The following is a 12,506-nucleotide window of genomic DNA, read 5'->3' on the forward strand; positions in this document are numbered from 1 at the left end:
GCGCTCAATCACGCCCACGCGATCCAGTTCCTCGTAGCTCATGCTCACTGTCTCCATGCCCGCGGGGGTACCCCGGGCGACTGGAAAAAGCGGACATTTCTACTTTGGAGAAACCGGACATTTCTACTTGGGTACTACACGGCAAGTTGACATAGTTCGGAGTTATCGGGCATCGCGTGAAAACGGGGCTTCTTTCTCCTATAGACAGAGAGTCTCGCGTTTCAGAGTGACAGAGTTCTCCGTCGGAGAGGGTTGTTACTCAATTCTGCGGTGCTCTCTAGCGTGGTTGCCTGAGAGCAACTCGGCCGGCGCCGCCATCGTCGGCGGATGTTGCGGAACGACACCCGAGCACCTCGCCGCGGCGGTGAGTCTGCTGCGCAGTATGTGATGGCGGCATCAGCCGGGAGAATCCCAACACCCGCGGCAACGGATCGATTCCTCGTCCCGAGCCGCGTCTCGCTATTGGCCCCCCGCGGCGATGCGCGACGGAGCAGGGCCCTCCGGTGTGACCGGACCAGGGTGTGCCCACCAGGCACCGAAACCGGCTACACGCAGGATCGCGTAGCGGCCGATCACATTCGATCGTGCCAGCAAGCCGCGCCAGCCCGAGAGATGCTCGATTCGCTTCAGGCACATGTCCCGGAAGGCATCGTCGGCCGCCTTCCTGAACTGGCCTCCAAGATCGAAGGTCCGGCCCAGCTCGTAGTACCAGTCGTGCCGATTCGCGGGCAGATCGATATCTGCATGTCTTCGACTGGTCGCCCCGATCGCCACACCGCCAATCGAATCAGACGCGGCCGTAGACCCATCCGAGCCTCCCCAGCCGAGTTCGAGCTGAGCCTCCCATTGGGAGCGCGTCGGACGCGTCAGAAAGGCCTCGATCTCCTGCGGCCGGAGCTTGCGCCCGCGACACGGCTCGTCTTCGAAGCGCGCCGCATCTCGGCAGCTTTCTTGACCGGCTCCGGCAGTACCGGGCACGCAGAGCATCAACAGGATCGCCGCCGCGGCTCCGGCCAGCAGTCGTTTGGGATCTCCGTTGCTCGACGTCGGCATCCCAATCTCCATCGGCCGTTCGTGGCGCTCGCTACATGAGTCGCGTCGTAGGGCGCCAGGGTTCAAATGGGAGCACGGAGTTCGAACCGATGAGTGCCTCGCAAGAAGACATCCCTGTACTGCGACGCCCGAGGGCCTGACGGCGAAGGTGGGATCGCACTGGGGCACATAGCAGGGCAACTCATCGGCAAACGGTGCGCAGAATCCGGACGCTGAGGTTTGCGGGTGACCCAAATTGTGTCACCGACCTCCCATCGCCCATTCCGACCCGGGACTCCGTGGGTGCGCAGCTCGAACGGCTAACCACGCCGTTTCGGAGCGTGACCTCACTGCCGTGGGCCCAAGCCCTCAGCGGTGGCACACGCCTTGCTTTGTCTACCTCCAGCGACGCCAAATTCTTTGCGCCCGGGCCGGCAACCCCTCCCCTCGTGTTCGCACGAGGTGCCGACCCGGGCGCTTCGTCGTTGCGGACACGACACGCTCGAGCCCGCTTCAGGCCGCGTGAGTTGGAGACCGCCATCCCGTGCGCGGGGGAATGCCTGAACTCAACTCCGTTTGCGCGGCTCGGGTACGGCCCTCAGCACCCAACCCACGGCAGCAAGTTGAAACGCCATGCCTGTCCAGAATACGGCCTCATACGAGACCGTGGCGGCGAGCACTCCGCCCACCAGGGGCCCGATCGCACCGACGAGCTCGCTGGCAGCATTGGCAACCGCGATGCGCATCGGAAGGTTCTCGCGGCTTCCGAATTCGAGCACCAGGTTCTGGGAGGACATCTGGAAGCCTCCGAAACCTGTTCCGAGGCCGACCATGATCAACACCAGCACCATGGCCGAATCGCCCGCGAACATCAGTGCCAACGCTGCCATCACCCAGAGGAGGAGTGAGGCAATGAAGACCGCGCGGAAGCCAATGCGATCGGCGATTTCTCCCCACGCCAGATTGCCCATGCTCCAGGACAGGATGAACGCGATCGTCAACGGGCCGAGGAGCGCGGGGCCCGGATCTGCGTAGAGCACGTAGAACGGCACGGACATGCGGCCCATCGTGGCCAGCGCCCGGGCAAGGAAGTAGCGGGTGAACTCCGGATCGCTGCGCAGCAGTGCGGGCAATTCCGAAAGGCGGCTGCGGAAGCCGCTGGCGGCCCGAACACTGGGAGATTCCGGCTCCCGGATGAATGCGAGCATCGAGAGGCCCAGAGCCGTCAGCGCGAAGGCAAGCAAGAACGTCGTGGCGTAGCCATTCCCCAGAGCATTCGTCTCGACGAGCCAGCCACCCAGTCCGCCGACGGCACCCGCGGTGAGCCCTGCCAACGCGTTTCGCAGGCCCATCAATCGACCGCGACGACCGACCGGGATCACCTTGGACACCAGGGTGCTGAAGATCACCCCCTGCATCCCCATGAAGAAACCGAACAACGCCAGGAAACCGAAGACGGCCACGAGTTCCGGCAGCCCGGAGAGGAAGAACCCGGCGAGGGCCAGGCCCAGGACCTGCACGCGCATGAGGCCGCCGATCCAGAAACCCATCGGCAACACCCGTCGCCGGTGCTCGATGATCGTCGCCCCAAGGATCGGCGAAAGGAACATGCCGAAGGACTGGAAGGCCCGGGCCGCTCCCACCGCGATGGGTGATCCGGAGATCAGCTCCACGTAGACGGGGATGAACGTTGGCACCTGGATCAGCCGGAAACCGGTCTGACCTAGCATTCCGTGGGCCAGGTGCGCCAGATAGTTGCGCGTCAGGTCTCGCTCGGCTTGCGCATGGAAGCGGGCCTCGCGCTCGTCGGCGTCATGGCGCGGCGGGAGGGTTTCGCTCACGCCACGCTCCCTCCCAACACCGCCCGCGCGATGCCAGCCAGGTAGATCGAACCCGTTGCACACAGCAGATCGTCCGGGGCCGTTTCCGCCCTGGCGAGTTCGAGGGCGCGATGTGCGTCACTCACGGCCTGCACTTCGACCCCAGGCGCCAGGGCTCGAACAGCATCGGCGAGTTCATCCGCCGGCATGGAGCGGACGGGTTCGGCCTGGGTCGCGATCACGCTTGCTGCGAAAGGAAGAATGGCCTCGGCGATCCCCGCAAGATCCTTTCCCGTCGAAACGGAGAGGACGAAGAAGCCGCGGCGATGAGAGAGACGGGAGAGCGTCGCTGCCAGGGCCCGGGCGGAAGCAACCGTATGTGCCGCATCCACGACGATCCACGGCTTCTCGCTGAGAATCTCGACCCGCGCCGGCAGGTGCAGCGCCCCCAACACCTTCGGCGCATCGGCGGCCAACTGCCCTCCCGAAACGACACCCAGCCGCCGGGCGCATGCGAGAGCCAGTGCAGCATTCGCTGCTTGATGTGCGCCGGGCGCCCCGAGGCGTGCGTGCACGTGGTGCTCACCGTCGCGAACCTGCACGGTCACAAATGGGCCCGCTCCTTCCTCGACGTCGACACGGAAGTCGCGCCCGAATTCCACCAGCGGCGCCCCGATTTCGGCGCAACGTGCTCGAACTACTTCCTTGGCTTCATCAGGAAGTGGACCCATCACCAACGGAACGCCGGGCTTGGCGATGCCTGCCTTTTCTTTCGCGATCGCAGCCAGGGTCGAACCCAGGATCTCCGTATGCTCCAGCTCGATGCTGGTGATACAGGTGACGGTGGGCTCGACGATGTTGGTGGAGTCGAGGCGCCCACCAAGACCAACTTCGAGGATGGCCACATCCACCTTCGCCTCGGCGAAGAGGAGAAGCGCGGCGGCCGTCGTGGCATCGAAGAAGCTCGGTGCATCCGGTTCCAATCGCAGCTTCTCGACGATGGGACGCAGTCTCGAGACGGCAGCTCCGAGCCGATCTCCGGTCACGGGTACGAGGTCGATCCTGAAGCGCTCCGTCCAGCTCAGGAGATGGGGCGACGTAAACGTTCCCACGGAGAGCCCGGCAGCGCGCACCAAAGCCTCTGCGTAGAGTGCGGTCGAGCCCTTCCCCTTGGATCCGGCGATGTGGAGGATGCACAGGCCATCCTGGGGATTTCCCAACTCCTGGAGCAGGCGTTTCACGGGCCCCAACGAAAACCGGGCACGCCGGCGATCGGGGAGCCGCTCGACGTTGATCAGCCCGGCCAGCCAGGCCTCAGCCTCCTGCCCGGTCATGTCGCCCACCCGTCGCTCCCAAAGAAAACGAGACGGCCCGTTACCCGGACCGTCTCGTGTTGGTTCCATGCAAACCGCCGGGCGGCTATTGCGCCATGTACTTCTTCCACGAGCGGTAGTTCTTGACCGCATTGCTCGTGCTCTCGACAGCCGGGTAGAAGTAACGCACGGCGTGTCCGCAAGTATCACAGACGCGGTAGCAGAACTTGAATCCGTCGACCTCGCGAACCTGCCCGACAGACGTCTTGTTCTCTTCGGTGCAGCACCCGGAAGGCCGCGACGGAGAAACGATCTTCTTCGGATACTCGTTCTTCGGCTTCTCTTCGTCCGAGTAGCGGATGATGTTCTTGATGATGCGGTTCTGTCTGTCGTCCGCGTTCTGCTTTCGAATGTTGCTGCCGATTCGTCTCAAGACGGATTCCTCATCTAGGCTCCCGAGATCGTGCCGGCCGTTCGGTCCAGCTCACCCAGGAACGGGGTCATGTCTTCGTAATTCGTCGTGCACGGAGCGCCGTCCGCATAGAGGAGACGATCCTCATGGCGTCTGCGGCCGCGCACGAACAGCGTCGAACTGCGGGTCCCATAGGGGCCCGCATGAATACAAGTGGCCTCGAGGGGGCTTCGAGTGTCGTCTCGCGGCCCATGCATGCGCAGGACGTGCGCAAGTCGTTCCGTTACGCCCTCTGCTCCGCCTTCGGCCACCATCTCGAGCTCACCCATCAGACGGCCGACCTTCGGGTGGGACCGATCATTCGGATCTGCGTTGCCGATCACATGCGCACCAGGTGCCAGCTCTCGAACCCGCGCGCGCCCATCGAGCACGATCGTGTAGGCCGCAAGGGCATCGGCCACGAAGACGTTGCAGGGGTTGTGGAGGTCGCGCTCGAGCCCGACCAGGTGCTCCATCGCCTCCTTGGCGCTGGCCTCCGCCAGCACGTCCGAGACGAGATGACCCCGGGAGCGGCGTTGCGGATCAGGAGCCTTCGTGGGCCGATTCGTGAGGGCAGCGAACATCCCCGCGTCATTCCATCCCAGCCACGTTCCGCCCTCACGAAGGTCTCGCGGCGCCAGCAGGATCCGCCCCCGGTGCGGGCGCAAACCGGGGCCCTCTGCCGGCCGATCGTGCGCCTCGTCCCGGTTGGCGGCGATCACGAGCGGTGCTTCCGGGAAGCAGCGGTGGAGAACCAAAAGGGTACACATGCAGGGAGGGTCTCTGCCGCGGCCTCGAAGGACGTGAAGCCCCGCGGGCGACTGGCACGAGAAGTCGACAGGATAGCGAAGATCCCCCGGGGGTCAAGTCAGAGGGGGAGTCGTCCGACGGCCCCGAAGGTTCAGGCCCCGACGACCTTGAGCTTGGGGCTTCGCGCGCCCGCTTGCGGTGTTTCGGTTCGGCTGACTCGCCAACCGCGGGCAGCCCGGAGGCGGCTCGCACGCCGCCGCGCCGTACTCCGATTCATCTCGAGCCCGTAGCGCCCCAGCACCGCGGAAAGCTCATCGTAGTTGCTCTCGATCGAGATGCACGCGGATTCGAAGCCTTCGCGGATCGCATCGGCGCGCTTCCAGAAGGCAAGCGGGTTCATGCCGAAGAATTCCGCATCATTCTCTCGCGGCTCGAGCAGAACGATATCCCCCTTGAAGCGCGTATCGCTCAAATAACGTTGCAGGGCGGAACGCAGACGCGAGTGGAGCAGCGTGCGGAAGACCTGGTTGATCACGTTCAACATACCGCCATCGGCGAGCGGCCCCCCGGCCACGAAGTGTTCGTCCTCACCGGGTTCCGAAAGGCGATTGTGAAACGGGCGAAACGGGTTGTAACAGATGATCAGATCCGCACCCTTCTCGATGGCCACGTCGATATTGGCGGTATTGCGAATGCCGCCATCGATGTAGTCGACACCGCCGATGCGCGCAGGACGGTAGAAGAGCGGAAGCGCGACCGAAGCCTGCACCGCCTTGGAGACCGAAACATCGGATTTTTCGTCGGGGCCGAAGATGACCCGTTCGGCGGAATCGAGATCGCATGCCGCGATGTAGAGCCTCTTCCCGAGATCACTCTCGAAAGCGCGAAAATCGTTCGAAACGCCCATCTTCTCGAGGCTTCCGCTCAACCACCGTTCGAGGCCACTGGTATCGAACAACCCCGTCGGCACGAGATTCGTCAGCGACGGAACTTCGCGCTTGGGCGAAACATGCTCCATCATCCTCATCACCAGCTCTTCGAGCCGGGTGTAGCTGGGCTTGTCTACGAGGGCGCGCAGCGAGGGCCCGACGACACCGGGGAGGTCGGGGATCTGCCTGGCCAACTCCACCGCAACGCTAGGCGTGTAGGTGAGTAGATCAACCAGGAACCGCGCCGGACGGTTGATGAACTCGCCCAGGTTCGGATTGTAGAAATGATGGGGCGCGAGCTGATTGAGCTTCGTGCTCGTCCCTTCGATCACCTTGATCATCTCGTCGGGCTTCACGCCACCTGCCAGAGAGACGGCCAGGATCGAGCCGGCCGAGAGCCCGACGTAGGTATCGAGATCCGTGATCTTCCGATCGACGAAGTAGTCGTCGAGCGCCTTCAGCCCGCCGACCTTGAACGCTCCACCGGAAACCGCACCGCCCGCCAGGACCAGGGCAACCTTGGGGTTGGCCTTCGGCCGGGTTCCGGTGCTCTTGCGAATCAACGTGAGACCCACGATCGCCTCCTGAGAAGCAGCTCATCGACAAGCCGCCGCTGCTACTACAACGACCTCAGCACGGCGGCGTTCGATGCAAGCAAATGACCCTCATCACGCCGATTCGATGCACCGCGTTAGCGTAGCCCGGACGAGAGGCGCCGCCAGCGGCACGCGGTGGAAGGCCCCCGAATCAGGAACAAGCAAAAAAGCTGTCAACTAGCTGATATTGAAAATGTTTTCATGTTCCCGACCGTGGACACTGGACATGCTCAGAGTTGCATCCATTGCCGCATTGCGTCGCGTGGAGGCCGAAATCCGAGCCCTTTGGTGCTTTGCGTTCCCCCCCACCACGAGTAGGATTGGGGACCCCATGCGCCTGCATCACGCCGCCCGGCCCAACCGCTCCTGGCTCTCCGCGCTACTCGCCTTGGCGCTGGCGCTGGGCTGCGCATCGACAGGCGGCGGCCCGGATGTCGCCGCTTCCGACCCGGCTCCGAATCCGGGCGCAGAAACGACCGCGGGAGCGGACGTGAACCCGCAACCCGAAGCCCCTCCGAGCCCGCCGGCCGATGTCAGCGCGAAGGCAGACGATGCCGACGATTCTCCCACGTCGGGCAAGCGAGCCCAGAGCGCGATGGAAGGGATGTTGATCGGTGCCATTGTCGGCGCCCAGGCCGGGCCCATTGGCGCAGCCGTGGGCGGCGTAAGTCTCCTTCTGTACGGCGCGATCACCGGCGAAGTCCCCCTCTCTCAAGGCGGCTCGGGCGGCTCCCGGGGCGGCGGCCGCCATCCGCGCGGTTCGGATGCCGCCGACGAAGCAGATCTCGAAGCCGAGATCGACCAGGAGATTGCGCGTCAGGGCTCGCTCGAAGACGAAATCCAGGCCGAACTCGAGCGGCAAGAGCAGATTCTCAAACGCATCGATCGCGACGAAACGTTGCGAGAAGCGGAGGCCCAGGGCCTCGAAACCACCGACGAGGATCTCGAGCGCAGAGCGACCGAAACGCGCAGGGCTCCCAAAGCAGAGGGCCTGAGGGATCTCCCGGCCTCGATCTTCGACGAATCCAGGCGCCAGGAGGACGACCGCTCGATGAAGGTGCGCTCGCTCGATGCCGATCGCGACGGCGCGCCAGAGGAGCTGCGCTTCTTCGATGAAACGACGGGTGCGCTGATTCGCGTCGAGCTCGATCGGGACTACGACGGCAACGTCGACTCCTGGACGATCTTCAATGGGGGCTCCATCCAGGAGACCCGGCGAGACAACGACGGCGACGGACAACCGGACGAGTGGCTGCAGTTCGGCAGCAACGGCCTCGCGAGCCTTCGCGAAGTCGATCGGGATGGCGATGGCACGAAGGACGCCTTCTACCTGTACCGGGAGGGCGCTCTGTTCGAGGAACGCCACGATACCACCGGCAATGGAACACCCGATCGAATCCTCCGATATGCGGGCGGCCAGCTCACCGTCTCCGAAGAGGACACGAAGAACGACGGCCAGACCGATACGTGGACGCATTACAAGGTCTTTGCCCGGCAGGAAATCGTCGACCGGATCGAGAAGGATACGACCGGAGACGGCAAACCGGATGTCTTCGAAACCTACGAGCAGATTGCCGGACGCCTGCTGCTGAAAGAGCGCGGCGAAGACAAGAACGGCGACGGACAGATCGACATCCGGTCGATCTACGAAGGCGGCAAGCTCAAGCAGCGCCAGATCAACGACCCCGCCCTTCTGCCTCTCTGAGCCGCCTTTCTGCGCGCCTTTCGTTAGGGTGACCCGGTGGCGGAACTCGTTTGCAGGAAGGTCAGCGTTTCGTTCGGGGGGCCGGTGCTCCTCGACGGCATCGATCTCGCGATCGAGGAGGGGCAACGCGTAGGGCTCCTCGGACGCAACGGCTGCGGAAAATCGACCTTGTTGCGGATCCTCGGCGGAGCGCTCGTGCCCGACGAAGGCGAACTCTCCCTGCGCCGAGGCGTCCGGGTGGCAGGGCTGGAGCAGGAAGTGCCGCGTGCCATGGAGGGCACGGTCACGACACAGCTCGAATCCGCCCTGGCCAGCGGGCCGCCACTCGAAGCGTGGGAAGCCGAGAGCCGCATCCAACAGGTCGTGACCCAACTCGGCCTCCAGGGCGACGCGGCAGTGGCCGCGATGTCGGCGGGCTCCAAGCGGCGCGTGATGCTCGCCCGGGCACTGGTCATGAACCCGGACGTCTTGTTGCTCGATGAGCCGACGAACCATCTCGACGTCGAAGCCATCCGCGGACTGGAGGAATTCCTGCAGCGACGAGCGGGCGCGCTCGTCTTCGTCACCCATGACCGCACGTTCCTGCAGAGCCTCGCCACCCGGATCGTCGATCTCGACCGCGGCGTCCTGCGCAGCTACGACTGCGACTACGAGACCTATCTCGAGCGGCGCGACGCGCGGCTGGAGGCCGAGCTGAACGCCAATGCCCAATTCGACAAGCTGCTGGCCCGCGAAGAGACGTGGGTGCGGCGCGGCCTCAAGGCCCGTCGCACGCGCAACATGGGCCGCGTGCGCGCCCTCGAAGAGATGCGCAAACAGCGCGCCGGCCGACGAGAAGAGGTCGGACGCGTCCGAGCCCAGGTCCAGGAGGCGGAGCGCAGCGGAAAAGTCGTGATCCGGGCGGAGGAGTTGCATCACGGCTATCAGGGCCAGGCATTGTTCGACGGTTTCTCCTGCGAGATCCAGCGCGGCGATCGGATCGGCATCCTCGGTCCGAACGGATGCGGGAAGACGACACTCCTGCAGATCCTGCTGAAGGAGCTGGAACCCGACGAGGGCAGCGTCCTGCACGGAACGAAGTTCGCCGTGGCCCGTTTCGACCAGCTCCATTCGGTGCTCGACGAGACGAAAACCGTGCAGGAGAACGTCTGCGACGATGGAGAAATCGTCACCGTGGGCGGCAAGGCGCAGCACGTGATGGGCTACCTCGGAGCTTTCCTGTTCACACCCGAGCAGGTGCGGGGACCCATCACACGGCTCTCCGGCGGAGAGCGCAGCCGCCTCCAGCTCGCCCGGCTGCTCGCAAGGCCGTGCAACGTGCTGGTGCTCGACGAGCCGACGAATGACCTCGATCTCGAAACACTCGAGCTCCTCGAGGAACTGCTACTCGAATTCCAGGGAACGCTTCTCCTCGTCAGCCACGATCGCGCGTTCCTCGACAACGTCGTCACGTCGACGTTCGTCTTCGAGGGCAACGGGGAACTGAATGAATACGTCGGTGGCTACCGCGACTGGCTACGGATGACAGCTTCCCGCGAAACACCACAGGAGGTGAAACAAGCCCCGGCGAAGGTCCGCTCGGAGACGACTCGAAGCCGCAAGCTCTCCTACAAGGAGAAGACCGAACTCGAAGCCATGCCATCTCGAATCGAAACGTTCGAGACGGAGAAGCGCGCGATCGAAGAGAAGATGGCCGATCCATCGTTCTACAAATCGGAAGGCGAGGCCATCGCGCAATCAACGACACGCTTGCAGGAGCTCGTCGACCTGCTCGAGCATGCCTACGCGCGCTGGGAAGAGCTCGAGGCGATCGGCACCTAGCCGTGGCAACGGCATGCTTCACGATCTCGGTCGACATCGCGGCCGAACCGGAACGGGTGCATGACCTCCTCAGTGACCTCCACGCCCTGCGCATCCTCCATCCGTTGATCGAAGAGATCAAGGATCTCAAGCCCGACCCCGAGCAACCGCAAGCCCGGCGCTATCGGGTCATCGATCGAATCCCGATCGGCCCGATACGAATACGGGCGGCCTACACCGCGACGATCCGGGCCGTGTCCTCCAGCGAGATTCGCGGAACAGCGGAGCAATTCCCGAGAATTCGCCTCGACACCACCTACCATCTGACGAAGACGCCGAGTGGAACCCGATTGAGCGAATCCTGCCGCCTGACTGCGCCCGGCCCTCTCTGCAGCTGGGTTCGACACCAGGCCCAGGCGGCCCACCAGGCAATGCTCGAGCGCCTCGGCGCGCATCTCGCCGCTACCCACGACAAACCTGGCCGCCGTTCGCCTGTTTCATAGTCCGCGTCGCTCCTCGTGCGTGACGGAGAATCACCGGGGCTGGGCACATGCCGGCCGTCAAGCGGGTCGCTCGGCCGGTCGATGAGCGTGGGATGGGCATCGATCTGATCGCCATGAGCGTGCTCGGTGTGTTCGTTCTCCTCGGCATGTGGCGCGGCCTCATTCCGTCCGGGCTCGGGCTCGTATCGCTCGTGCTGGGCTACGTGAATGCGGTCTTTGCCGCCAAGCATCTGGCACCGATCGTCGCCGAGAGCTTCGGACTGACCGCACTCGTGGCGACTCCCGTGGTCGGCACGGCAGGATTTCTCGGCACCCTCCTCGTGTTCTCGGTTCTCACCATCCCCCTTCGCCGGGCTGATAGAGAGCGCGCCCGCGTCGCTGGCCGGGATCTTCTCGATCGGCTGGGAGGCGGCTTGCTAGGTGGTGCGCGCGGCGCACTGGTCGTGATCCTCCTTGCGCTCCTGGCGACCTGGCTCGATGCAGCACGGGAGATGACCGAAGATCCGCGGCTCGCCGCGGTTCCCGAGACGAAAGATTCGCGGGTCGCAGGCGTGGCCAGTCTCGCGATCGAGAATGCGGTAGGGGCAGCTTTGGGCGGCAACTCGGGACGGGTGGCCGGGCGAATCGTGGCACGGCCCAACACCTCGCTTCGTGTCGTGCAATCCGTCGCAAGCGATCCCGCGCTGCGCGCGCTCCAATCCGATAGCGCGTTCTGGATGTACGTGGAGCAGGAGCAGGCACATAACGCCGTCCATCGGCCCGCTTTCCAGCAACTCGTCCACGACCGGGAACTCCGCCACCAGCTGGCCGATCTGGGAGCCATCAGCGCCGAGGCGGCCGACAGTCCGGAAGCGTTCAGCAGTGAAATGCTCGAGGTCCTCGAGGACCTGGGGCCGAGGCTCCGGGCGCTCCGAGCCGACCCGGAACTACAGGAACTCACCAACGACCCTCAGGTCCTGGCCCAGCTCGAGGCAGGCGACCCGTGGGCGCTCCTGGCCGATGAGCGGGTGTTCCGGATCGCATCCCGGATTGCCGAGGGTCCGTAGACCCTATGGAGCGACCGGCTCCATTCGCCACGATCGTGCTCGAGGGAAACAAGTACGGGGCCAGTCGGTACTCCCTGAAACGCACGCCGATCGCTCTCGGATACCAGTGCGTCGTTGTCGCCCTCCACCGAACCCGACGAACTGCACGAAGAGAACCCCTTCGAGCACCACATAGCTTGAGTTGTGGAGCGAGGAATGGGGCCGGCATGAAAGCTGCCTTGGAAGGCAGGCATGTCGAACTCTCGAGTTGCTGGTTCTCCTCCGCATTGTCCGTTCTCCGACTGTGATTCTCACGCGAATCCAGACACTTGGCGCTTCAAGAAGAAGGGCTTCTTCTCCCGATCGAGCGACGGCGACCGGGTCCAGCGGTACCTCTGTCAACATTGTGACCGGTCCTTCAGTTCACAGACCTTCTCTCTGACCTACTGGCTCAGGCACCGCGACCTGCTTCGGACCCTCTTCTTCCGGACTCGCGCCTGCAGTGGCTTTCGCCAGATCGCGCAGGAGTTCGGTGTCTCCCACTCCACCGTGCAGCGCCAGGTCGAGCGGCTGGGTCGCCAC

12 protein-coding genes are annotated in these 12,506 nt (G+C 64.3%); 5 read left to right on the forward strand and 7 right to left on the reverse strand.

Features of this window, described 5'->3' with window-relative positions:
- Window positions 1-286 precede the first annotated feature (286 nt).
- Entirely contained in the window at window positions 287-388 is a 102-nt protein-coding gene (locus GY937_16750; protein MCP5058354.1) for a hypothetical protein, read from the forward strand.
- A gap of 71 nt (window positions 389-459) precedes the next feature.
- Here the strand turns inward: GY937_16750 and GY937_16755 are convergent, their stop codons facing one another.
- The 6 genes from GY937_16755 to GY937_16780 form a co-directional block, all read right to left on the reverse strand.
- The gene (locus GY937_16755; protein MCP5058355.1) at window positions 460-1,053 is read right to left on the reverse strand and encodes a hypothetical protein; all 594 of its coding nucleotides are present in this window, start codon (window positions 1,051-1,053) and stop codon (window positions 460-462) included.
- 545 nt (window positions 1,054-1,598) lie between these two features.
- On the reverse strand, window positions 1,599-2,762 hold the full coding sequence (locus GY937_16760; GenBank protein ID MCP5058356.1) for an MFS transporter: 1,164 nt from the start codon (window positions 2,760-2,762) through the stop codon (window positions 1,599-1,601).
- Between the two features lie 107 nt (window positions 2,763-2,869).
- Window positions 2,870-4,195: a bifunctional folylpolyglutamate synthase/dihydrofolate synthase gene (locus GY937_16765; GenBank protein MCP5058357.1), complete on the reverse strand. Its 1,326-nt coding sequence runs from the start codon at window positions 4,193-4,195 to the stop codon at window positions 2,870-2,872.
- A 76-nt stretch (window positions 4,196-4,271) separates the two neighbouring features.
- Window positions 4,272-4,598: a hypothetical protein gene (locus GY937_16770; GenBank protein MCP5058358.1), complete on the reverse strand. Its 327-nt coding sequence runs from the start codon at window positions 4,596-4,598 to the stop codon at window positions 4,272-4,274.
- A 14-nt stretch (window positions 4,599-4,612) separates the two neighbouring features.
- A complete protein-coding gene (locus GY937_16775; GenBank protein MCP5058359.1) occupies window positions 4,613-5,386 on the reverse strand; it encodes an NRDE family protein in 774 nt (257 codons plus the stop codon).
- Window positions 5,387-5,517: 131 nt separating this feature from the next.
- Window positions 5,518-6,870, reverse strand: a complete 1,353-nt coding sequence (locus tag GY937_16780; protein MCP5058360.1) for a hypothetical protein — start codon at window positions 6,868-6,870, stop codon at window positions 5,518-5,520.
- A 352-nt stretch (window positions 6,871-7,222) separates the two neighbouring features.
- Here GY937_16780 and GY937_16785 point away from each other — a divergent pair, with 352 nt between their 5' ends.
- The 4 genes from GY937_16785 to GY937_16800 are packed head-to-tail and all read left to right on the forward strand — an operon-like array spanning window position 7,223 to window position 11,945.
- Window positions 7,223-8,596: a hypothetical protein gene (locus GY937_16785; protein ID MCP5058361.1), complete on the forward strand. Its 1,374-nt coding sequence runs from the start codon at window positions 7,223-7,225 to the stop codon at window positions 8,594-8,596.
- 36 nt (window positions 8,597-8,632) lie between these two features.
- Window positions 8,633-10,417, forward strand: coding sequence for an ATP-binding cassette domain-containing protein (locus GY937_16790; protein ID MCP5058362.1), 1,785 nt, complete (start codon window positions 8,633-8,635; stop codon window positions 10,415-10,417).
- A gap of 2 nt (window positions 10,418-10,419) precedes the next feature.
- Entirely contained in the window at window positions 10,420-10,899 is a 480-nt protein-coding gene (locus tag GY937_16795; GenBank protein MCP5058363.1) for an SRPBCC family protein, read from the forward strand.
- A gap of 47 nt (window positions 10,900-10,946) precedes the next feature.
- On the forward strand, window positions 10,947-11,945 hold the full coding sequence (locus GY937_16800; GenBank protein ID MCP5058364.1) for a CvpA family protein: 999 nt from the start codon (window positions 10,947-10,949) through the stop codon (window positions 11,943-11,945).
- Between the two features lie 402 nt (window positions 11,946-12,347).
- On the opposite strand, the gene GY937_16805 is transcribed toward GY937_16800, so the two are convergent.
- On the reverse strand, window positions 12,348-12,506 hold a 159-nt coding region (locus GY937_16805), incomplete at its 5' end, for a hypothetical protein (protein ID MCP5058365.1).

This window comes from bacterium (assembly GCA_024228115.1).
Classification (GTDB): domain Bacteria; phylum Myxococcota_A; class UBA9160; order UBA9160; family UBA6930.

Coding starts and splice junctions, on each gene's coding strand:
- GY937_16755 (MCP5058355.1), bottom strand. CDS start 1,053: ATGCCGACGTCGAGCAACGGAGATCCCAAACGACTGCTGGCCGGAGCC.
- GY937_16760 (MCP5058356.1), bottom strand. CDS start 2,762: ATGCTAGGTCAGACCGGTTTCCGGCTGATCCAGGTGCCAACGTTCATC.
- GY937_16775 (MCP5058359.1), bottom strand. CDS start 5,386: ATGTGTACCCTTTTGGTTCTCCACCGCTGCTTCCCGGAAGCACCGCTC.
- GY937_16785 (MCP5058361.1), top strand. CDS start 7,223: ATGCGCCTGCATCACGCCGCCCGGCCCAACCGCTCCTGGCTCTCCGCG.
- GY937_16800 (MCP5058364.1), top strand. CDS start 10,947: ATGCCGGCCGTCAAGCGGGTCGCTCGGCCGGTCGATGAGCGTGGGATG.